This is a genomic window from Oceanobacillus iheyensis HTE831 (genome assembly GCF_000011245.1).
Lineage (GTDB): Bacteria > Bacillota > Bacilli > Bacillales > Amphibacillaceae > Oceanobacillus > Oceanobacillus iheyensis.
Genome location: NC_004193.1, coordinates 185,221 through 206,534 on the forward strand (window position 1 = coordinate 185,221; position 21,314 = coordinate 206,534).

Annotated in this window: 16 protein-coding genes and 1 pseudogene; 16 read left to right on the top strand and 1 reads right to left on the bottom strand. The window is 33.0% G+C overall.

What is annotated here, in order from left to right; genetic code table 11:
* Positions 1-101: 101 nt before the first annotated feature.
* The 11 genes and pseudogenes from OB_RS01030 (at position 102) to OB_RS01075 (ending at position 14,531) form a co-directional block, all read left to right on the top strand.
* Entirely contained in the window at positions 102-1,520 is a 1,419-nt protein-coding gene (locus tag OB_RS01030; RefSeq protein ID WP_011064575.1) for an ATP-binding protein, read from the top strand.
* Complete coding sequence (locus OB_RS01035; protein WP_011064576.1) at positions 1,507-4,149, top strand: Z1 domain-containing protein; 2,643 nt, start codon at positions 1,507-1,509, stop codon at positions 4,147-4,149. Before OB_RS01030 ends, OB_RS01035 begins: the two co-directional genes overlap by 14 nt.
* On the top strand, positions 4,142-5,092 hold the full coding sequence (locus tag OB_RS01040; protein ID WP_011064577.1) for a PD-(D/E)XK motif protein: 951 nt from the start codon (positions 4,142-4,144) through the stop codon (positions 5,090-5,092). Before OB_RS01035 ends, OB_RS01040 begins: the two co-directional genes overlap by 8 nt.
* Positions 5,093-7,129 (top strand): AIPR family protein, encoded by a 2,037-nt coding sequence (locus OB_RS01045; protein ID WP_011064578.1) that lies wholly within the window; start codon positions 5,093-5,095, stop codon positions 7,127-7,129. It abuts the gene before it with no gap.
* A 392-nt stretch (positions 7,130-7,521) separates the two neighbouring features.
* Positions 7,522-8,421 (top strand): Kiwa anti-phage protein KwaB-like domain-containing protein, encoded by a 900-nt coding sequence (locus tag OB_RS01050; protein ID WP_011064579.1) that lies wholly within the window; start codon positions 7,522-7,524, stop codon positions 8,419-8,421.
* A gap of 44 nt (positions 8,422-8,465) precedes the next feature.
* Positions 8,466-9,125, top strand: coding sequence for a hypothetical protein (locus tag OB_RS01055; RefSeq protein ID WP_011064580.1), 660 nt, complete (start codon positions 8,466-8,468; stop codon positions 9,123-9,125).
* 706 nt (positions 9,126-9,831) lie between these two features.
* Positions 9,832-9,906, top strand: a pseudogene (gene rpsI / locus OB_RS18010) (30S ribosomal protein S9); the annotation flags it as partial.
* A 534-nt stretch (positions 9,907-10,440) separates the two neighbouring features.
* Positions 10,441-11,484: a WD40/YVTN/BNR-like repeat-containing protein gene (locus OB_RS01060; RefSeq protein WP_011064581.1), complete on the top strand. Its 1,044-nt coding sequence runs from the start codon at positions 10,441-10,443 to the stop codon at positions 11,482-11,484.
* A gap of 776 nt (positions 11,485-12,260) precedes the next feature.
* On the top strand, positions 12,261-13,253 hold the full coding sequence (locus tag OB_RS01065; RefSeq protein ID WP_011064582.1) for a zinc-dependent alcohol dehydrogenase family protein: 993 nt from the start codon (positions 12,261-12,263) through the stop codon (positions 13,251-13,253).
* Positions 13,254-13,450: 197 nt separating this feature from the next.
* Positions 13,451-13,675, top strand: a complete 225-nt coding sequence (gene tlp, locus OB_RS01070) for a small acid-soluble spore protein Tlp (RefSeq protein ID WP_011064583.1) — start codon at positions 13,451-13,453, stop codon at positions 13,673-13,675.
* A 304-nt stretch (positions 13,676-13,979) separates the two neighbouring features.
* A complete protein-coding gene (locus OB_RS01075; protein WP_041544409.1) occupies positions 13,980-14,531 on the top strand; it encodes a DUF4256 domain-containing protein in 552 nt (183 codons plus the stop codon).
* 2 nt (positions 14,532-14,533) lie between these two features.
* Here the strand turns inward: OB_RS01075 and OB_RS01080 are convergent, their stop codons facing one another.
* The gene (locus OB_RS01080; protein ID WP_011064585.1) at positions 14,534-14,878 is read right to left on the bottom strand and encodes a hypothetical protein; all 345 of its coding nucleotides are present in this window, start codon (positions 14,876-14,878) and stop codon (positions 14,534-14,536) included.
* Positions 14,879-15,144: 266 nt separating this feature from the next.
* On the opposite strand from OB_RS01080, the gene gndA reads away from it, so the two are divergent.
* From gndA to OB_RS01105, 5 genes are all read left to right on the top strand, one after another.
* Complete coding sequence (gene gndA, locus OB_RS01085) at positions 15,145-16,554, top strand: NADP-dependent phosphogluconate dehydrogenase (RefSeq protein WP_041544065.1); 1,410 nt, start codon at positions 15,145-15,147, stop codon at positions 16,552-16,554.
* Between the two features lie 255 nt (positions 16,555-16,809).
* Positions 16,810-17,856 (top strand): NAD(P)/FAD-dependent oxidoreductase, encoded by a 1,047-nt coding sequence (locus OB_RS01090; protein WP_011064587.1) that lies wholly within the window; start codon positions 16,810-16,812, stop codon positions 17,854-17,856.
* Positions 17,857-18,118: 262 nt separating this feature from the next.
* Positions 18,119-19,285 (top strand): GNAT family N-acetyltransferase, encoded by a 1,167-nt coding sequence (eis, locus tag OB_RS01095; RefSeq protein WP_011064588.1) that lies wholly within the window; start codon positions 18,119-18,121, stop codon positions 19,283-19,285.
* 101 nt (positions 19,286-19,386) lie between these two features.
* Complete coding sequence (locus OB_RS01100; protein WP_041544410.1) at positions 19,387-20,061, top strand: hypothetical protein; 675 nt, start codon at positions 19,387-19,389, stop codon at positions 20,059-20,061.
* Positions 20,058-21,296 (top strand): efflux RND transporter periplasmic adaptor subunit, encoded by a 1,239-nt coding sequence (locus tag OB_RS01105; protein ID WP_011064590.1) that lies wholly within the window; start codon positions 20,058-20,060, stop codon positions 21,294-21,296. The genes OB_RS01100 and OB_RS01105 overlap by 4 nt, the downstream gene beginning before the upstream one ends.
* Positions 21,297-21,314: the final 18 nt, after the last annotated feature.

Sequence of the window (21,314 nt, forward strand, 5' to 3'; positions counted from 1 at the left end):
AAATAGATAGAATAATATGCTTTTTATAGACCAAATTTCTTAGTTTAGCTTATAAAACTTATTAAAAATAAAAATTCATTAATGCTTGAGAGGTAATAAGGATGGAAACTTCGATTATTGTAAATCCAAATGTTGGAAATTTTGTCAATTCCATAAGAGATATAGGATATTCCTTTGAAGTTGCAGTTGCAGACATTATTGACAATAGTATTACTGCTAATAGTTGTAATGTAAAGATACATGCTATACCAGAGCCAGAACTTGTATTTTCTTTGTTGGATGATGGATATGGTATGTCCAGTGAGGAATTAATAGAAGCTATGCGTCTTGCAACAAAAAATCCTATGCATAAAAGAGATAAAAACGATTTAGGGAGGTTTGGTTTAGGTTTAAAAACAGCATCATTCTCACAATGTAAAAAACTAACTGTAGTTTCAAAAAAAGATAATATAGTTTCAATGAAACAATGGGATCTCGATTACATTGCCAATGAAGATAAATGGTTACTCATAACTCCAGAAGAAGCATCTATTGAGTTATTGCCTCTATTTCAAGAGTTAATAAATAGTGAAAGCGGTACATTAATTATATGGGAAGAAATCGACAGCTTTAAAAAAAATGGCTTGTCCTCTCAACTAGATAAGTTGAGAAAGCACTTGTCGTTAGTTTTTCATAGATTCCTAGAAAGTAATGATTCTTTTAATATTTATGTGAATGATAATAAAATTAAAGCTTTTAATCCTTTTAATATTAATCATCCAGCAACTCAACAGTTAGCAAATGAAAAAATAAAAATAAATGGTTCAACAACCATAATCCAACCATTTATATTACCTCACCACTCTAAATTAAATCAACAAGAATATGAAATGTATGCTACAGAAGAAGGCTATACTAAATCCCAAGGTTTTTACCTATACAGGGCTAACAGATTATTAATTCATGGGACATGGTGGGGCCTTCATAGAATAAATGATGTTCACAAACTAGTTAGGATTAAGATTGACATTTCCAACGATATGGATTATTTCTGGGGGATAGATATTAAAAAGTCAACAGCAAATCCGATGAGCGAAATAAAGAATGATTTAAAGAGAATTATACGACAAGTTACAGAAAAGGGTTCACGTCCTTATACAGGAAGAGGAAGAAAAATAGAAGATAAATCAACCATAAGTTTTTGGGAAATCTCTTCTGGGAGTGAAGGGTTAAGATTTTCAATAAATAGAAGACATCCTTTCTTAAACAAACTTTTATTCAATCTGGAAACAGAAAATAGAAGGTTTTTAGATTTGTACTTGATGGGATTAGAAGCATATTTACCATTAGATGCTATTCAAGCGCAGTTACAATTAAATCCACATAAAATTAAGCAGGATAATGCGATTGATGCTGATGTTATTAAAACTATATTACAAGAAATTAAAACATCTGATTTAGATCCCGATTATATTAATAATTTACTTAGGAGTGAATTATTTAAAAACTACAAGGAGTGGCTAGCTAATGGAACGGAATAGTTATCAAGACATAAAAAATTTTATATACAAAAAATTACAAGAAGTAGATGGAGTATTACCACAAGGAAAAATTGGTTCTGAAATTACTAATACAAGAGAATTGATAAATAATTTAGGCGTAGATATTTTCGCTAAAATATTATCAGTAAACTCCCTGAGTAATTTATCAGACAGTGATTGGAATCGAATGAATAGGGAGTTAGAGACTTACTTTGATGTTCAGATGGAACAGGGGGTATTAGTGCAAGGAGAAGAACAACAAAAGCGAGATAATACTTGGTGGACAAGTAAATATAAACAAGAGAGCAAAAGCTACTACTGGAACAGATATAAGGAGTTTATGAAACAGTCTTTACCAACGGATGTAGTTAAAGGTATTGGGGAAGATACAGACGTTGTTATGAATAATTTGGAGAATCCTAAAGTAGAAAGCTTTTCAAGATATGGAATGGTAGTTGGACATGTACAATCCGGAAAAACTGCTAATTATTCAGCATTATTATGCAAAGCTGCGGATGCAGGTTATAAATTTATAGTAGTAATAGCTGGTGGGATTAATAATCTTAGGAACCAAACTCAGGAGCGCTTAAACGAGTCTTTTGTAGGAAGGGATGAAAGGGTGCCTGTTGGTGTTGGAAAACTAGGGAATCTGAAGAAAGAATTATTGCCAATTAGTCTTACAACAAAAGAACAAGATTTTAATAAAAGAGATGCAAATAAAAATGCACAAGGTTTGAATTTTGACAACATAAGAAGTCCAATAATTTTGGTAATAAAAAAGCATACACGTACTTTAACAAATGTCATAGACTGGTTGAAATCACAATATGGCAAAGAGATTCCTAGACATGCAATGCTACTTATAGACGACGAATCTGATTATGCATCCATAAATACTAAGGATGAGGACAGCCCAACATCTATCAATAAAAAAATAAGAGAACTATTATACTTATTCAAAAAAAGGGCATATGTAGCATATACTGCTACACCCTATGCTAACATTTTTATTGATCATGTAGCAGATCATGATAAAGTTGGAAGGGATATATTTCCTGACGATTTTATTTACTCTTTAGAGGCACCAACAAACTATTTTGGTGCAGAAAAAATATTTCTAAACAGTAATACAAAATATTTGGTTGAAATTAATGATTGTGAGAATCATATCCCAATTAAACATAAAAAGGATTTTGATCTATACTCACTTCCTGAAAGTCTTCATGATGCTATTCGACTATTTATAATAAATATAGGAATACGAAGTTTGAGAGGCCAGGGAAATAAACATAATAGTATGCTTGTGCATGCTACTCGTTTTACTAGAGTTCATCAACAAATAAGTACTTTCATTGAAGACTATTTGTCAGACTTAACTGCTGGTGTAGTTGCATATGGAAAATTAAAAGATTCACACAAATATAGTTTATACATTAAAACTCTAAAGGAGACTTTTGAAACTCGTTTGCCTAACTCAGAGTTTGCTTGGGTAGAGGTAATAGATAGAATTGTTGAGACTATTGAAACAGTTATAATTAGAGAAGTCCACCAAAATACAAAGGTTCATTTAGAGTATAGGGATGATAGTGTCACTAATGCAATAGTTATAGGTGGCACAAGCCTAGCACGTGGTTTTACTCTTGAAGGTTTGTCAGTAAGTTATTTTTATAGAAATACTGTATTTTATGATACGTTGATGCAGATGGGAAGATGGTTCGGTTACAGAACAGATTATGAAGATTTATGTAGAATTTATATGACACCTACAATGTTTGAGAATTTTGGTCTAATTATTGAAGCCACTACAGATTTAATGGATGATTTAAAAAGGATGTCAATAGCTAAAATGACTCCGAGAGATTTTGGATTATCTATTATACACCATCCTGATAGTGGTTTACAAGTGACAGCAAGAAATAAACAAAAAAATAGTAAAGATATATACTTTGAAATGAAATTAGATGGAAAGCTTAAAGAAACAAGTTGGCTACACAAAGACCCTCGGATTATACAAGAAAATTTGGTTGCTATTCGAGAGATTGTTAGATACCTGGAACAAAACAAAAAAACAGAGATGATTGGACAGTCAAATTATGATTATTTATGGAGAAATATAGATAAAAGTCATGTACTTAGATTTTTAAATAGTTTTAAAGTAGTTTATACAGATCCTTTTGGAATACAAACAAGAATGCCGATAGATTTTATAAAAGATTATGTCCGCGATATAGATTCTTTATGGGATATAGCACTGTATAGCGGGAGTACAAACAATATCTTTAAAGAAGGAAATGTTAGTATAAATCGCCAAAAGAGGGGTGTGGAAATTAAAGATACTTATTATGAAATTCAAAATCGACAAGTTTCCTCAGGAACTTCAGAATCTATCTGTCTTGAAAATGAGGACTTAAAGAGGATTAAAGGTAAAAGTGACCGAAAGGGAGCACGAGCATTAATGAAAAAGCCTCTATTAATGTTACATGTTTTGGAAGTCGATAATAGTATTGAACTAGGCGCTTTTGGAATAAGCTTCCCTGGCGGTATTACTAGTAAACAAAAGACTATTAAAAGAAAAATAAATACAGTTTATATTCAGAAATTGCTTAACGAGGAGGAATATGATGACTAATAATGAAAATCCATGGGAAGGCATGGGGTATTCCTCTCAACGACGAGTCGAATCTAGCATGAGACACAATATATACTGGATAACTGATTTACACGGGAATTATGGTCTCTATTTTTTAGTAGGTAAAGTGCCTTTTGGGTCAGATAATTCTATTAAACTTAAAGGAATAACTATTATAAAAAGGCCAAAAGGGAAACTAATAGAGTTATTTTTAATTTTAAATAACAAAGAAGACTGGCAAGTGTTTCACGTCCTCTGTAACGATTTAATTACTGTGGCAAAAGAATTTGATTCTGAAGAGAGATTAATAAGCTCTATTGAAATTCGATTAATACGCTGGCAACAGTTATTGAAACAAGATAGAAGTAAAATGTTAACTTTAGAAGAACAAATGGGTTTATTTTCTGAATTATTATGTCTAAAAGATGTTGTTGGGCCTATTGTTGGTATTAATCAAGCAATTAGGTCATGGGTAGGGCCGGATTTTGATAAACAGGACTTTTTATTTGATAATTCAGTAGTGGAGGTAAAGTCGTATAAAACTTCAAAAGGTGAAATAATTAATATTTCTTCAAAGGAACAATTGTATACCTTGAAGAATTCGCTATATTTAATTACTTATGCGATATCACTTTCTCAGAATGGATCCTCTGTTAAAGATGTTGTAAATCATATTAGAGGTTTGATTAAGAACGAAGAAGATAATGACATTATTAATATATTTGAATATAAATTGATTGACTATGGATATATTCCAGAAATAATTAAAGAACCACTAAGGAAATTTAAAGTAGATAAACAAAGATATTATTTGGTTTCAGATAACTTTCCAAGGATAGTACCCAAAGATATAAGAAATGAAATAACATCTGTAAAATATTCTATTGACTTGTCAAGTTGTCATGAGTTTGAGATTGATTCTTTGAAAAAAGAGGAGATATAAATGATCAGTTTGGAGGAATTCCATCAAGATTTTCTGCAATCCATATTATCAGATTCAGAAAGTAGAGGAATAATGAAACCACAGGCATTTTTTGAAAATGTTTGTGAAGAACTAATAAATACTGGAGATCTAACTATTAATTATACAGCAGCTGAGTATATTAAAAACGGGATTGAAGTATACGGATATGATTTTGATGAAGAAAGAAAAATATTAACAGTATTAGTACATCAATTTTTTCAAGAAGATAAAATAGAAACACTAACGAAAAACCATATAAAAACTAAATTTAATAGACTAAAAACATTCTTGAAAAAATCGTTACAAGGTATTTATCAGGAAATGGAAGAAACATCTGAGGCTTATTCCATGGCATTTAATATTTTTAGGTATAATCAAAATAAAAAAGTTAATAAAATAAGGTTAATGCTTTTAACTGATGGGAAAGCCACTAGAAATCTATCTGAATTGCCCAATGAAATAATTGGTGAATTACCTATTGAGTTAAGGGTAATTGATTTAGAATATATTTATAAAATATTTTTGACAGAGTATACTAATTATCAATTTGAAATTGATTTAGAACTACCTTGTTTAGAAATAACAACTAATTCAGAAGAGTATAAATCTTATCTTACCTTTTTAAAAGGGGACCATATTGTTGATATTTATGAACAGTATGGACAGAAGTTATTTGAACAAAATGTTAGAACGTTCTTACAATTTAGAGGCAATGTAAATAAAGGAATCAGGAATACAATCGAATATAAACCTGAGATGTTTTTTGCATATAATAATGGAATAACTGCAACAGCTTCAGATATAGAATTGGATAATGAAAAGAATATAAAAAAGATAAAAAATTTCCAAATTGTTAATGGTGGTCAAACAACGTCTGCGATTTATGCTGCAAATAAAAACTCAAAATTAGATATTAAGGATATTTCTGTTCAAATGAAATTATCTGTAGTAAAAGATAAAGAAAAACATCATGACTTTGTTTCAAAAGTATCTGAATATGCTAATACACAAAACAAAGTAAATAAGTCAGACTTCTTCTCAAATAGCCCTTTTCATAAGGAAATGAAAAATTATTCAAATAGGGTGTGGGTAGCTGCAACTAGTGGGTCACAAAGAAGGACACACTGGTTTTATGAAAGAGTCAGGGGAGAATATTTGAATGAGCAGGCTTATTTAACAAGAGCTGAAAAAAAGAAATTTCAATTAGAGAATCCTAAAAAACAGCTTCTTGATAAAACTTTCTTGGCCAAAAGTGAAAATGTTTGGTTACAGAAACCAGATATTGTATCAAGAGGTGCCCAATATAGCTTTTCAACATTTGCTGAAGATATTACAAATCGATTAGAAAAAGAAAATTTAGCTATTACAGAGAATTTCTTTAAAGATGCAGTGTCAAGAGTAATATTATTTAGAACTGTAGAAAAAATGGTCTCCAATGCAACATGGTACAACGGTGGGTACAGAGCACAGACTGTGGCTTATACAATTGCGTATCTATCTTATTTAGTGGAAAAGACAGGAAAATTTATGGATTTCAGTGTTATTTGGGATGAGCAAGAACTTCCTGAGCATTTAATTACAATACTGGAGCGTATAGCAGAGAAAATTTATTCTGAGATTACTAGTCCTCCGGAAGGGTCAGCAAACGTTTCACAGTGGTGTAAAAAGAAACAGTGTTGGGAAAGCATTAAGCAACTTAGAATAGATATAGAAATAAATGATGAATTGCTTATTAATAAAGAAGAACAGAAATATATTAATAGGGAAGATAAGATTGAGAAAAAATTAGATAATAGTATAGAAATGCAAGTCTTTGTTGTTAATACTGAATTAGAGCAATGGAGTATACTGTATAACTACTATAAACGAGATTATTTAAAGAAAAGGATTTCTCACACTCAGTTAGATATATTGAAAAAGATGGCATTAGGATATTTGACACCACCCTCTGAGAAACAATCGAAAATATTATATCAATTATATGAAAAGGCAATAGAAGAAGGAGTTTCTTTTTAAAAATTAGTTTCCATATTTGCTGGGGATAAAAGTGTTTTGAGTAAAGAAATTTCTAATGTTATTATTTAAAATAGAATTATTCTTTAGTATTAGATGCGAGGTTATGAATTGTAAATATAATAAATGTGGAAGAATATCCGGAACATGTTAAGAATTGTTTATGTGATTTAGAATTTCTGGTATGCGGTCAAAATATTATAGTCAGCCATATGATTCCGGTTAGTCAATTAATAAAGTGAAGGAAATTAAAAAATAAGACCAAGTTTAGCTCTCTGTTTTTATTTAAAAATATCATGGAACAGTTTATAGAGTTATGCAATAAGACAGTCAGTGTTTTATAATAACTATAAAATTAGTATTCTATCTGTATTAACTAGAGAGAAGGTATAATCGTGGAAATATATTTGTATAAAAAAACTACATCTTCTCAGAATGACCAAATCTATGCATTTGAAAATTTACATGAAGATTTGACAGTTCCTTTATCAGAAGAAGTTTTAAGTAAAAAAGGTGCATTGTTACAATTTGAGTTAAGAAATTATAACCCTTTAGTAAAAGATAGAAATTGTGTGGATACAGTTTTGGTCAACCAACTAAGACAAAATAGCCCCTTTTTCAGTAACTTATATGACTACTTTGTAGATAATTCAGATTATATAACAACTATTACAGACTTTGGTGAGAATAATTCCTATTCACTACTGATTTATAAAATGGATGAAGAGATTTTTATTAAACAATTTGATGGAAATAAATTATTATCCAATAATTCACTCATTGGGGAGTTTGACCAGCGAAGGTTAACAAAAACAAGAAAAAAGTTACTTATCTTTGACGGTAATTTTGATTTCTATTTTAATTTGAATGATGATACCGTAATAGTAAAAAATAATTCCCGCTTTGAAAAGATTTGTAATTATGAAGCTTACTTTAATAATATAAGAAATGATAGAATTATAGAGATAAGAGATTCGAATTTAATCTCAAATTTTGATGAGATATATGAAGAGATAGACAATAAGAAATATAATAGATTGTTTACACAGCTTAATACTTTTGATGTGGAAACCATAACATCTAATCACGAATTGATTACAAGGTTAGAAAGAAAAGATATTTATTTTGATAATAACCAATTTGAAATTCGCACCTCTGAAAATAGTCATATCTTATTATTCCTTATCTCAGGTTTGGTTTCAATTAATAACTTTGACCAGGTAGTGGTTTCAAAAGATCATGAACTTATTATCGATAGAGATGTAAATGCTACAAATCAAATAGTTAGAATTTGAAGCTGGATATATTTTCATTAGTAATATAAAAGAAGGTGTTTTGCATGGAGGAGTATGTAACTTTAGTATTGGACTATGTTACAAAATATTTTAATTCACAATATTACATGCAAAGCATTCTCGTAGCATTAACTGTTTTGTTAATAATATTGTTATATTTAAAAAGCTTCCATAGAATATTTACTGAAATAGTTTGGATATACTCTGCTCTTCTACCTGCCTTAACTATTCTATTTTTGAATCAAAGTGACGTAGTATTTTTAGTGATGCTTTATCTAATACTAAATGTGGTATTTTTAGTTCTTTATTATAAGCAGATTATAAAGAACTATTTTAAATTAGTATCTGTTTCCATTTCTCCAAAGTCAAAAGTTAAGAAACTAATTAACAGAGATTTTGGAAAAGATAAGACCTTAGAATACGTAGGACTGTTTGTTTTACCGTTTACCACAGTTAATAATTCTGTGAATAATACCACAATCTTATTTATTTTAGTTCTTGTAATATTAATTATAAAAAGGTTCGATCTTTATTATTTGAATTTACCGATTCTTTATTTTTTTAAATTACAAGTAATAGTAACTAATAAAAATTTAAGAATGATAGTACTAACAAGAAGGAATTTCACCTTTAATACAAATGAAGAATATGATATTAGAAGTTTTATTAAAACGCTTAAATTATATATATACGTAGAAAAATAACTACATGTTATGTCTTTAAACAATCAGTAAAAAAATTAAAACGGTTTACTATGTTAGTTGAAATTGAAGCAAATGATGAAGGCGGTGCCGAAGTTATTCAATTGCTACCCTTTGTCGAAGCCCATAATGATTAAACAAAGCCAGCATTAATTCTTATATTCATTGTATAAATGTGTGAACAAAATAGACAAGATCTTTAGGTAGTCACTTAAAGAAAAGGATAAAGATAATTGTTCATGTTTTGTTTATGTTCAATATTGGTCTTTTTCATGTTTAGTGAAAACAAAAAAGCATTGATTTAATAGGGTTTTTAGAGGTTGTTTGTTCATCTTTACATGGTTAATAGATGGGCGGCATGATGTAATAAAAACATAATGTGATGCGGATAGTATAAAAGTGAATATTAGATTCCTAACTATTATATAAACCGGATTGTGTCAGAATATGTTTTCTTTGAGAATTAGTTTAAAAACAGCAACAAAGGTTAAAAACACAAGTAAATAGATACTCCAATTCGAATAATGAATTGAGCGGAAATCTAAAAAACAAGAAATCAAATAGGTTTCCTGTATATAGCCTGCCAACGTATGTATTTTGAATACCCTTTGAATACCCTTTACGAAAAATCCGTTAAAATCCAATGAAACACAAACAGGGAATAACGTTGATTTGAAGCGGTTTAGAAACTTCCATATAATGGAAATTAAACCCGTTTATGAAAGAACGTAAAAAATACGGTCTTAAAAAAGCACGTCGTGCACCTCAGTTCTCAAAACGTTAAGTTTTTGGAATATCAGAAAACCCTCAATCTTTATGGTTGGGGGGTTTTTACTATTTAACTCCAGAATAAAATTTGATGAGTAATAAATTCGTTTCCTCTAATAATTTTATGAATAGTTCGACCATCTTCTCCTTATCATTACTAGACTAAAAATATATGAAATATCAATAATTACTACGATAAGGTAAAATCAAACCAGTTATCTCAAAAATAAATTTTTTAAGATGATTACTTATCATGATTATATATAAAGGAAAAAGAATCTAAAGAATCTCTAAATAAATGAAGCCAATAAGTTCGACGAATAGTGAGCAGTGTTTTTGTAATATACAAGATTCTATTTTAAGGTATTGGTAAAGATATAAAGTTTTAAGTGATTTATCAATTGCTTGCATGATATTGTGAGGGTGTAACATAAATAGTGGGTCCAAGGACAATATCGTTGATGCAATATGCTGCTGTCATCATTTATGGACTTTTCAGAGTAATATTATTATAACTACTAACAAAATACAATTTGAAAGGATGAAGATTGTGAAAGTATTGTATGCTGGAATGGAAGATGTATTACTTGTGTTAAAGGAAAATGAATACGGATGGCAAATGGAAGAAAAACTTAAAGGCACGCAACCTGTGCGAGTTGCGATAGATCCATCTGACTCTTCTATCGTTTACTGTGCAACATATGGTCATGGACTATGGAAAAGTGAAGATGCAGGGGAAAGTTGGCAAGCTCTAGGGAAGCCCAATTTATATTTTGAATCGGTAAAGGATGAAGGCATTTCTTCACCATATGTAACGTTTGTAGGGACGCATCCGACAAAGAAAGTCGGGGGATCGCACATCGTTTATGCTGGCACTGAGCCCTCTGCTTTGTATTATTCAGAAGACGAGGGGGAGCACTGGAAAAAATGGAATGGTATCGATAAAATGGGATCTAAACCTGGATGGAGTTTTCCACCTCGTCCTCATACTCATCATGTTCGTTGGATAGCTCCAAGCTATGCTAATCTAGATCATATAGCTGTGTCCATTGAATTCGGTGCTGTTCTTCGCACCGAAGATCATGGTTTTACATGGCATGATCGTTCTGAACAATCTCCTAGAGATGTCCATACACTATTGACTCATCCATCTGCTCCAGGTCGTTTGTATGCTGCTTGTGGTGATGTTTCGTATGCAGAAAGCAAAGATGGTGGCTATCAATGGCAATACAAGAGCGAGGGCCTAGAAAAACACCCTTATCTTTATAACATGGTGCTTAGTGCCACGGATCCAGACGATCGCTGGGTTTCAGCATCTTCTGGACCAGGTGCAGCTCACTCTGTTCCTAACTCAACTATTTATAGGAAAAAAGGGGAGACTCCTTTCCGCGAAATATCACAAGGACTTCCGGAGAATTCTTATGCCCACGTCTTAACTCAAGATCCTGTGGACACTAATATTTTGTACGCGCTTAATAATCATGGTATTTACTACTGTGATAATAACGAGGAAGCATGGAATCCGATCAATATTAACTGGGATAAGAGGTATAAGGATCAACATCCGTCATGCTTAGTGGCTTGCGAGATCTAACTATACAAAGGTTTTTTTAACAGAAAACAAAATTATTATAACGTTAGATAGATAAAAATGGAATGAATCTTACGCTGAATTACTCCTAGTTATAAAGAGACAAAGCGAGAATTACCTTCAAAATAAGTAACCCCTCTCAATGTGGGGTTACTATACTTCTATTAAACTTGATGATTATGTTAAAGGTTTAATAATATTCGAATTTTTAGAGCGCTAAGTTATTTATACTAATGAAATTTTATACACTATTGTCCAATTCAGTATTGACTTACCAATTGGTTGAAAAGAAAAGCTTTGAATTTATAACCTATCTAAATTTCGGGGTTGTTTTAGAAGTGAATATATTATAAAAGGAAACCTTTGTTTTTATATAATACAGGTATAAAACTGTATTTAATAATTAAAGAGGTTTCTTATGACGACTTTATTGGGTTCATATTAGTGTAGATGTTGTAAAGAAGAATTGAAATCAATAGATTGCGTCATTGTTGAGAATTTAAGAACAATGCTACATATTAACAGTCGTTTATCCAATGCTGAGGATGAAATAGACAGAGTATACGCGGAAGACTTGATACTTAAATTTTTTTGGCGAGCCACTCGAATAAGGGTGGTTTTTATCTTTGATTCCTTTGTGTGTATTAAGATAAAGGATGCGGCACAAAAATAGGGACTCGTCTTTTTCATATTTTGTAGAAAAGTATTAAATACTGAGCAGTTGAAGTTAAGATGATATAATTAATTAATTCTGATTTATTTTAAGGAGAAATATAGTTTTGGATGCGAAATGTATTAGATTTTATGAATTTGGTAGACCTAAAGACGTGTTAAGAGTGGAGACCAAAAGTATTGAACCACCAATGAATAATGAAGTTCTGGTTCGAATGCTAGCTCGCCCTATGAATCCTTCTGATTTAATACCCATTACTGGTGCTTATTCTCATCGGATTTCTTTACCTAATATTCCGGGGTATGAAGGAGTGGGGGTCATAGTGGATGTTGGACCATCCGTTTCCAATGACCTTATTGGTCAACGAGTTTTACCATTACGCGGGGAAGGTACATGGCAAGAGTATGTTAAGACATCATCAGAATTTGCAGTTGCTATCCCTGATTCGATTGATGATTTTACAGCAGCACAGATGTATATTAATCCAATTACAGCATGGGTAGTTTGTACGGAAGTATTAAATTTAAAACCTAATGATGTTTTATTAGTTAATGCTTGTGGTTCATCAATAGGGCATATTTTTGCTCAATTATCAAAAATACTAGGGTTTCGATTGATCGCGGTGACTAGAAATAATAAATATACAGATAGTTTACTTCATCTAGGTTCCTCTTATGTAATAGATACTTCCAAAGTTCCACTTAAAGAAACAGTTATGGAATTAACAAATGGAGTGGGTGCAGATGCTGCCATTGATTCTGTTGGGGGGAACGATGGAAACGAGTTAGCTTTTAGTGTCCGCCCTAATGGCAAATTTTTAACGCTTGGTCTCTTATCTGGGGTACAAGTAAATTGGGCCGAAATTGTAAAAATGGAAAAAGTGCATGCTAATATGTTTCATTTGCGACATTGGAACAAAAATGTCTCAGCAGATATATGGCAAGAAACTTTTGCCCGTTTAATTCGGCTAATAGATAGGGAGAAATTACGTTTGATGACGGTCCATTCTAAGTATGAGCTGTCTGATATCCAAAAGGCAATTGACGCTGTTGAATTTTCCAATAAAACAAAAGGAAAAATATTTTTAACAACTTACTGATCTTTTTTCTTACATTTTATATATATAATAATTCCCAAAAAGTTAAAACACCTCAACCCTTAAGGTTGGGGGTTTTTACTATATATAAAAACAGTTCCCTACTACTAAACCAACTTACTCAATTATGAACTTTTCATAAGAATATATTTCAAGGTTATGGAGAAACTACTCCCGAAAATAGTTGAAGGAGGGATAGTATGACGCACCCAAAACCAGACGATAGATCTGATAACGTAGAAAAGATTCAAAATACCATCGACCACACTTTAGAAAATCTTAATGAATCAAAGGATTATATTAATGCTCACGCAGAGGAGCTAAGTAGTAAAGAAAAAGATGAATTATCAAGTAAAAATGAAAGAAGAAAAGAAAGTGTAGATGGATTACGTTCTGAAATAAAAGATGAAGCTGATTCACAATAAATTAGCTCCATCTAGTAGACGTATTACATCAGAAGTGATTTGAAAAAGACTAGATAATTTAAAAATGAACTAAAGCCCTCAAAAAATATATTGCGGCTATAGTTCATTTTTTTCTTAATCGTGTCATCGTGAACATTTGTAAGTCAGATTCGATTTTTCACTTCATAATTGTTTTTATAATAGCCGATATGAAGATGAATACAAATTTTCTATTACATTGTGTTTTCTATATTAATTACTTTATAATTTATCTAAAGTCTCAGAATGTGAAAATAAGAGAGGGGAATAGAAATTGGCTGATCGTATGACTTTATCTTCAGATCAACAAGCACAATTACTTGAAACGTTGAAAGTACGGTTTGAAAAAAACTTGGATCGGCATAAAGGTATAGAATGGGAAAATGTACAAGCAAGGTTAGAAGCTCATAGTGATAAGCTTTGGTCACTCCATGAAATGGAAAGAACAGAAGGTGAGCCTGATGTAGTTGAATATGATCAAAATACGGATGAATATATTTTTTATGACTGTTCTAAGGAGAGCCCAAAAGGTCGTAGGAGTATTTGCTATGATCGAGAAGCGTTAGAATCAAGAAAAAAGCATCAGCCGGAAAATAGTGCGATTGATGTTGCTACAGAGATGGGCATTGAGCTATTAAATGAGCAGCAATATCGCCAATTACAAGAGCTTGGTAACTTTGATATGAAAACTTCCAGTTGGATAAAAACACCTTCTGATATTCGTGAAGCGGGTGGAGCGGTTTTCTGTGATTACCGTTATGGACATGTGTTTGTCTATCATAATGGAGCTTCCTCTTACTATGGATCTAGAGGGTTCCGAGGATTTGTTAGGGTGTAGTTTTAGTTTTCATAGAAATTCTCTTTGTCAATCACGATAGTGTCAGAGTTATTGTTCCAGTCTAGCTTAATTGTAATATCATCATTCACAAGATCTTCTCTTGGGTAGGTTAACTTTAATCTACCAGATGATATTGGGTGATCATTTCCGTCTGTAGTTCTGGATCCATGTTTAATTATAAATGAGATTTCATCAGGAGGTGCTTCTTCACCGATATATTCAATAATAAGTTCATCTCTTTGATAGAGTACTTCCCATTCGTCACCACTAGCTTCTATAGGAGGTATTGTACAACCAACCAATAGTAAACTGGTGATAACAAATAAGCGAATAGATAATTTTAACAAATGTATCATCCTTTCTTAATTGGATAGTCTATAATTATTATATCAGAATATTTTGTGTTTAATTAAACGGATTTTGTAGAAAGTAACAATGAAGAAGGTGCATCTATCACTTATACAAAAGGAATCGAGACAGTAGAACTAATTTCAATGATGAATCAAATAACAATCATTTTTTAGATATCAGAGTGGATATTGGTTTCCTCTTACTAAATTCGCTATAATAGGTATGATTCATTTCAAAATAATTTAAGAGAGGAAATGATGGATTGATGAAACAACAAATTGGTGTTATCGGCTTAGCCGTTATGGGAAAAAATATCGCACTTAACATGGAAAGCAAAGGCTTTTCTGTAGCTGTTTTTAATCGTTCTTACGAGAAGACAGAGAACTTCTTAGCGAATGAAGCAAGCGGGAAAAAATTTATTGGTGCAAAAACAATTGAAGAATTTGTGGATTCATTGGAAAAACCACGTAAGATCATGTTGATGGTAAAAGCTGGTCCAGCAACGGATGCTACGATTGAATCATTGAAACCACATCTTGATAAAGGCGATATTCTTATCGACGGTGGAAATACATTATATGAAGATACGATTCGTCGTAATAAAGAATTAGATGAGTCTGGAATTCATTTCATTGGGACAGGTGTTTCTGGTGGCGAAGAGGGAGCTTTAAATGGTCCTTCTATTATGCCAGGTGGACAAGCAGAAGCGTATAAATTAGTTGCTCCTATTTTTGAAGCGATATCTGCAAAAGTAGATAAAGATCCATGTGTAACCTATATTGGGCCAAATGGCGCGGGGCACTTTGTGAAAATGGTTCATAATGGAATTGAATATGGAGATATGCAATTAATCGCAGAAGCATATGATTTAATGAAAAATGTTCTAGGACTTGATGCAAAAGAGCTTCACAACGTATTCAAGGAATGGAATGATGGAGAATTAGACAGTTATCTGATTGAAATAACTGCAGATATCTTCACTAAAGTGGATGAAGAGACTGGGAAGCCTCTAGTGGAGGTAATTCTAGATAAAGCAGGTCAAAAAGGGACTGGAAAATGGACGAGTAAAAATGCACTTGATTTAGGAGTACCGCTTCCATTAATTACAGAGTCTGTGTTTGCACGCTTTATTTCATCCTTAAAAGATGAGCGTGTTCGTGCAAGCAAAGAATTGAGTGGACCAACGAATGCAATGCTAGGTGAAAGTAAAGAGGAGCTTATCGAAGCAATCCGTCAAGCACTTTATATGAGTAAGATCGTATCTTATGCGCAAGGGTTTGCTCAAATGCGAGCAGCTTCTGATGAGTACGATTGGAATTTAAGTTATGGTGACATCGCAATGATTTGGCGTGGCGGATGTATCATTCGTGCGAAGTTCCTACAAAAGATCAAAGATGCCTATGACAGAGATTCTCAATTACCGAACTTAATGCTCGACCCTTACTTCAAGGAAATTGTAGAAGGCTACCAGTCTTCATTACGAAAAGTTGTATCTCTAGCGGTTGCACATGGTATTGCAGTTCCAACGTTCTCAAGTGCAATTGCATACTATGATAGCTATCGTTCAGAAGATTTACCAGCAAATCTTATTCAAGCACAACGTGACTACTTTGGTGCACACACGTATGAGCGAAAAGATAAAGACGGCATATTCCACTCTCAGTGGTTTTAAGGGTTAAAGTTAAAAGGATCTGATTAACAACATATTAATCAGATCCTTTTTCTGCCTTTTCGAGAGTTTTCCTATAGAGCGGTGGTCTGTAAAAATTTATATATGTAAGGCAGACCAAACGTAAAAGTTGAAAAAATTTTTATTCTAAAAGATTGAAAACGATTCTCATTATCATTATAATAACAATTAAGAAGTTTTATTATTATAGTTTGAGCTGATTTAGTTCTTCATATCTTTTAGGGGGTTGAATAGCAAATGGAAGTCTTTGATGTAACGATTGTTGGTGGTGGTCCCGCAGGTTTATATTCTGCTTTTTATAGTGGTTTACGAGAAATGAAAACAAAAATCATTGATTATCAAGCAGAATTAGGTGGAAAGGTGCATATTTATCCTGAGAAAGTTATTTGGGATATTGGTGGATTAACTCCAATGTCAGGGGAAAACGTGATTAAGCAAATGGTAGAACAAGCAATGACGTTTGATCCAACCGTTGTATTAAATGAAAAAGTAGAATCCATAGATAAAAATGAGATGGGACTATTTCAGTTACATACCGCATCTGGAGAGATTCATTATTCAAAGACAATTATTGTGGCAGTAGGCGGCGGCATTTTACACCCTAAAAGATTAAATTTAGAAGGTGCAGAGAAATATGAAGTGACCAATTTAAACTATAAAATAACATCGTTACAACGGTATAAAGATAAGCGAGTAATTATCTCTGGCGGTGGTAATTCTGCTGTTGATTGGGCAAACGAGCTAGTAGATATTGCAAAAAGTGTTTATCTAACGTATCGTAAGGATGTTCTGTCCGGACATGAAGCACAAGTGACAAAATTAATGAAGAGTTCAGCGGAATGTTACTTTAATTGTTCGATCACTAAACTTATCTCTGAAAATAATCAGTCGATCGAACATGTGGAGTTAACCAATCATGAATCTGGGGATATTCTTGCTCTGCCAATTGATGAAGTTATTATAAATCATGGATATGATAGAGATATTGATTTGCTGGACAATAGTCCTTCCTTAGGTGTAGAGATTAAAGATGGATACTTTGTGGCAGGTTCACCAAATAGCGAATCTTCTGTTCCTGGAATATATGCAGCTGGAGATATACTTCATCATGAAGGGAAGCTCCATCTGATTGCGGGTGCTTTCCAAGATGCTGCTAATGCAGTGAACCAGGCGAAGAAGTACATTGATCCAATGGCAAATAATTTTGCGATGGTGTCTTCTCATAATGAAATGTTCAAAGAGCGGAATGAAAAGCTTAAAGCATCTGCTGCCGCATCGGTTTAAAGCGGAAAAGCAGGCTTGTAACTCGGTTGCTGTCGGTGGCAATTGGTGAGCTTTACTTCGAATACAATACGCATCATAACAACTTTTAGAGACATGCAGCCTTTTCTGTATGTCTCTTTGTTTGTCTAGGAAATTATAAAATTTTACAGCTGTAGATATACATACTAAACCGGTCGTTTGCGCTTTTTTTCCGCTTAATTAAATTCACTATCTATTGTAATATGAAAATGTAGCCTGATTTTTCAAAAAGGGGGAGTCTATATTGTTAAAAAAGCTATCTTCACAAAGTGATGAAATCTATCAATTATCGGCATTCGCTTTTCAGTATGAACTAACACCGGAAAGATTAGAAGAAAGAAAACAGGAAAAGCGAAAGGAAGCAATATGGGGGTGGATGGAAGATGATCGTTTGGCAGCGAAACTTCACATCGTACCATTAGAGGTCTCTATACATGGCCAACCGATTAAAATGGGTGGCATTTCTTCTGTTGCAACGTGGCCGGAATTTCGTCGGAAAGGCATTGTACGAAAACTACTTCAACACGCTCTTGAGGAAATGAAGAAAGAAGGACAAGTTCTTTCCTATTTATATCCTTTCTCTATACCTTTTTACCGTCGATTTGGTTGGGAAGTTACGTTTGATGAGAAAGAATACAATATTCCTATGCATCATTTTAAGAGAAATTGGCAATTAGACGGTGGTATGATACGGCGAATGCAGAACAAAGATGATGTTTCGATTTTAGAGACAATTTATGAAAAATATACAGCTCAATTTAATGGAATGCTTCTGCGAGATTCCCACTGGTGGGAGTATAGAATTTTAGTCAAAAAGAAATTAATTGCAGTTAGCTATGATCCACAAGGCGAGCCAGATGGATATATCTTATATGAAGTTAAGAAAGATATACTAGAAGTAGAGGAAATAATACATCTTACGCTAGCTAGCAAACAACGCTTGCTTCATTTCATCTCCAATCACGATTCAATGGCGAAAAATGTAAAAATGGTGGTAGCAGAATCTGATACACTTCCGTTACTTCTCGATGATCCACGATTTGAACAAAAAATGACGCCGTATTTTATGTCGAGAATTGTCGATGTCTATAAATTTCTACAAAAATATCCATTTTTAGCACATAAGGAAAATGTGACGATTGATTTGGAGATAACAGATGATTTTGTAGAAGCGAATTCCGGCACGTATCGATTAGAAATTAATTCAAAAGAGATCCATGTGGAAAAGCTGTCTAAAGAAGTCGCTTCATCCGTCACTATACCGATCCAACAGTTAGCATCGATATTATTAGGGTACAAACGTCCGTTAGAGTTAAAGGAGTTAGGATTAATCGACGGAGAACAACAACATTTGGAAGCACTCGACAGCATAATTCCACAAACAGAACCATATTTTGCTGACTTTTTCTAATAGTCGACGAATTAATCAAAATTTCATAGTATTTCATTAGTTATTAAGGTAAAATGACAATTATAGGAAAAGAATGGATAATGCAAAAGGATTGTGACGAAATGACTTATTATGCGCGTTTGTTTCGAATGATTTCTCAGACAAAAGATGAAAGTTTTCGACTTAATAAAGCAGAGGAAGTTAAGGGCATTTGGAAGATAACGGTTATTTTATCGCTTGTTTCCATGGTCATTTACGGAATTATGGCTTTCTTAGGTGTTGGTTCAGAAGAAATATCTAAAAATGGCTTATTATTAAGTTCTGCTGATTTTGAAGCTAGTAAACTTTGGTTTGTGTTAGGCAGAATGTTTTATGGGCTTTTGTTTGCGGCAATTGTTATTTTTCTACCATCTCTATTATTCTATCTACTTACTGGAGTGCCTTATAAGAAGTTAGTTGTTATTCAGCACACAGCGTTAATAGTGGTGTTGGTAGAGCGACTATTATGGATTCCATTGGCATTGTTTGCCGGATTAAGTTGGTATGTATCGCCGCTCTCATTTGGAATAATCGCTTCTTACATAACTAGTATTCCCTGGTTCGTATACTTTTTTGGAGCGATATCGTTATTTCAATTATGGATTATCTACTTTCAAGCAAATTTCTTGGCGAAGTATTCTGATGTAAGAAGCCGTTTTGTTTGGTTAAATGTTATTTTAATTCACTTCTTAGGATGGGTTATTGCAAGTGTTATAGCAAATGTGGATTCATACATCATAAGTGGGTGGTTTGGATGAGAAAATACAAGAAGTATATGCTGTGGATAGCGATTACTGTATTTGTTGTAGTCAATTTTGTGCTCGTTTTATTTGATAAAGAAGAAAAAGTAGATCGAGTTTCATTTGTACATAGCTGGGCAGATAGCCATGAGGCAGATCTTGTAGAAATGTTATACAAGCCTGGCGTCATTGATGTTGCAGGGGAAGAGCATGTTTATTTTGATCCATCCAGTGGTGTGTTTCAAGAGTTTATGGTGCAAGAGGGAGATGTAGTGTCGAGCGGTGATCCACTATTCTCCTATGAAGTCCAAAGCTCTTATGAAACAGAAGTAAACTTGAATCAACACGTGTCTCAAGTAGAAGGAGAGATTGCAGCTATACAGTCTGCCATCACAGAAATGGAAATGTTTCAAATCCCAGAAGGTGCTACTGGTACACCAAGTGATGTAACGATAAATGAAGAGGAACTTGAAATTAGTTTTCCTCAAAACACAGTTGAAGCAGAATTGTTACGTGAGCAATACTTGATTGAAAAAGAAAATGAACTCTCCCAGAAAACAGCGGAATTACAAAGTCTAGAAGCGCAATTAATGGAATTACAATCATTTGAAAATGTGATTACCGTGAATAGCCCTTTTGATGGTCGAATTAGTGAGGTAAAAGATAGTTTAGAGGATCCTGTGATTACCATACAAGATACAACACTTCAGGTTGATGGGGAATTAACGGAAGAAGAACGAACAAAGGTGGAGGCTGGACTTGCCACGCAAATGGAAATAAATGAACTTCCAATAGCACTAGAGGGTACAATAAGTGAAGTAAGTGAACATCCGAAAGAAGTAGAATTAGAATCAACAAGCGTGTATCCATTTAGCGTATCGATAGCGGAAGAAGATCCGGAAGTTTTAGATGCACTGCTTCCCGGTTACCATACTGAGATAGGGATCGTCATGGAAGAAGCATTAGGTGTCACTGCATTATTTGAAGATTCGATTTTTATCAATCATGTATGGAAGATGCATACAAACGGACAACTGATAGAGACTCCTATTGAAACAGGATTGCATGTTGAAGAACAAGTAGAAGTTGTGCAAGGGGTAGAGATGGGTGAGGTTGTTGCCGATCAACCTTCTTCTCAATTTCGACATGGAGCTACATTCATTACTCCTATACAAGTAAAAGAACTGTCGAGGTCGTCTTTTACATGGGATCAATGGGCAAGAAGTCTAGTAACAGGTATATTATCAAGATGATAAAAATCCAAACTGACA